The following is a 2,784-nucleotide window of genomic DNA, read 5'->3' as shown; positions in this document are numbered from 1 at the left end:
AAAAAAATCTTCGTAACATAAATAATCTCCTTTTTCTAGCATTCTTTCACATACTAACCAAATATTCTATACTAAAAATTACATGAGTGCTATTTTAGAAAATTGGAAAATTCACCGGCTTACCTGTTAATGTAAAGTTTTACCTGAAAATTTTTAGGTGATAAAATAGAATTATCTACTATTATTGAGGTGAGATTATTTCATGATTAATATTCTTGTGACTTTAAATTCCAACTATATCCCTCCATTAAAAGTTTTACTCAAATCATTATTTATTAATAATCCTAATGAAATATTGACAATTTATCTCATACACTCTGAACTGAACCAACAAGATTTAGATTCACTTCGTTTTTATATTGAAGAACATGGACAGCATTTTCACCCGATTTTTGTACGGGAAGATATGTTTCGCGATGCTCCGGTTTTTCGACATTACACCGTTGAAATGTATTACCGATTGGCCGCCCACCTGTTTTTACCGAAAGACGTTGATCGTATTTTATACCTTGATCCTGACATTGTCGCCATTAATCCAATTCACGACTTTTATCATACTGATTTTGACGATTGCCTTTTTGTTGCTTCCGAACATGAACATACGGCAAGACTTGTTAAAGGAATCAATAATTTTCGATTGAAAACCCCTAATGCTAAAGGATATTTTAATACTGGTGTGCTCCTAATGAATGTTGCTTTAATGAGGAAATTAGTAGATTTGCAGGATATATATCAGTTTATCGAAAAAAATAAATTGAAACTTATTTTACCTGATCAAGATGTGTTGAACGGTCTTTATTGGGATAAAATCAAACCCGTTAACAGTTATGTTTACAATTATGATGCACGCTTTTTTGAATTTGGAAAAATATCCCGCAAAGAAGATTATGGCAATATTTTTTGGATCAAGAAAAATACGATTTTCATTCATTACTGTGGGAAAGATAAACCGTGGCATCATGATTATAAAGGGAGCCTTGGATTATTTTACCAACGATATGCAAAATTGGTACAATTTAAACAACAAAAATATAATGAACTAGGAGATGATTCCATGAAGGAAGAATTGTTAAAACGTTTTACTACCTATGTAAAAATTGACACGCAATCAAACGAAGAAAGTGACACTACACCATCCACTCCCGGTCAATGGGACTTATTAAGATTGTTGGAACAAGAATTGAAAGAAATTGGCTTAGAAGAAGTTGAACTTGATGAAAATGGTTATTTATTTGCAACATTACCTGCAAATACGGATAAAGATGTCCCAACGATTGGATTTTTAGCCCATGTAGACACTGCTACTGATTTTACTGGTAAAAATGTAAAACCACAAGTCGTGGAAAATTACGATGGTGGCGATATTGTTTTAAATAAAGATGAAAATATCATTCTATCACCAGAGCAGTTTCCATCTTTAAACAAATACAAAGGACAAACATTAATTACAACGGACGGAACAACATTACTTGGTGCAGATGACAAAGCTGGCGTTGCGGAAATTATGACCGCAATGAACTATCTTGTTAACCATCCTGAAATTAAACACGGTAAAATTCGTGTTGCCTTTACACCTGATGAGGAAATCGGCCGTGGTCCACATAAATTTGATGTTGAACGTTTCGGTGCAAAATATGCTTACACAATGGACGGCGGACCGCTGGGCGAATTAGAATACGAAACATTTAATGCGGCAGCAGCGAAAATTACAATAAAAGGAAACAATATTCACCCTGGTTCTGCCAAGGATAAAATGGTAAATTCCTTGAAAATTGGTATGGAGCTTAATAGTATGCTTCCTGCCCAAGAGGCGCCAGAGCATACAGAAGGTTACGAAGGCTTTTATCACCTGTTACAAATGAATGGTGATGTTGAAGAAACAAAGCTTTATTACATTATACGTGACCATGACCGTGAGAAATTTGAAGCGAAAAAACAACATTTAACAAAAGTTGTTGAAGATTTAAACAAAAAATATGGTCAAGATACTGTAACCCTTGAATTAAATGATCAATATTACAATATGAAAGAGAAAATCGAAGAAAATATTGAAGTGTTCGAATATGCGAAGGAAGCATTAGAACGCCTTGATATTGAACCAAAAATTACACCGGTTCGTGGCGGTACTGATGGTGCCCAGTTATCCTTTATGGGCTTACCGACACCAAATATTTTTGCTGGCGGCGAAAATATGCACGGGAAATTTGAATATGTTTCTTTAGAAACGATGGAAAAAGCGACTCAAGTGATTATTGAGATTACAAAGGTTTATGAAGAAAAAGCGTAAATCTTTATCTTGCGAGTGGGGTGCCACTGTGGCATTCTGTTTTATGTAAAAAGAACTGTCTTGTTGAGAATTTAATCTCTTCAGGACAGTTCTTTTTTATGGCAAATAATGTTCGGCTGTGAGATCTAAACACTTTTTTGGCTCTAGGTTAGTCAAAAACAGGTTACAGTGGTAATCTGAACACTTTTTTGGTGGGAATCAAAAAATCTGGTTATAAACGCAATCTATGAGCACTTCTTCTAGCAAAATCATGTAATTTCTGTTTATAGAGGCTCTCTATTAACACTTCTTCACACTAATTTATGCAATTTCTGTTCATAGAGGCTCTCTATTAACACTTCTTCACACTAATTTATGCAATTTCTGTTCATAGAGGCTCTCTATTAACACTTCTTCTAACTTATTCATACTGTTTCTGTTTATAGAAGCTCTCTATTAACACTTCTTCACACTAATTTATGCAATTTCTGTTCATAGAAACTCTCTATTAACACTTC

Annotated in this window: 1 protein-coding gene and 1 pseudogene; both read left to right on the top strand. The window is 34.1% G+C overall.

The window, feature by feature from the left end; all coding sequences use genetic code 11:
- Window positions 1-202 precede the first annotated feature (202 nt).
- Window positions 203-949, top strand: a pseudogene (locus GW534_RS16605) (glycosyltransferase family 8 protein); the annotation flags it as partial.
- A gap of 105 nt (window positions 950-1,054) precedes the next feature.
- Window positions 1,055-2,287 (top strand): peptidase T, encoded by a 1,233-nt coding sequence (gene pepT / locus GW534_RS16600; protein ID WP_246204217.1) that lies wholly within the window; start codon window positions 1,055-1,057, stop codon window positions 2,285-2,287.
- The last annotated feature ends 497 nt before the right edge of the window (window positions 2,288-2,784 follow it).

Source organism: Pallidibacillus pasinlerensis (assembly GCF_009996845.1).
Lineage (GTDB): Bacteria > Bacillota > Bacilli > Bacillales > Caldibacillaceae > Pallidibacillus > Pallidibacillus pasinlerensis.
The sequence above is the reverse complement of the archived record's forward strand: the minus strand, read 5'-3'. Positions and strand labels throughout refer to the sequence as shown.

What these genes read in the sequence shown, in the direction of transcription:
- pepT (WP_246204217.1), top strand. Translation starts at nt 1,055, where the DNA reads ATGAAGGAAGAATTGTTAAAACGTTTTACTACCTATGTAAAAATTGAC.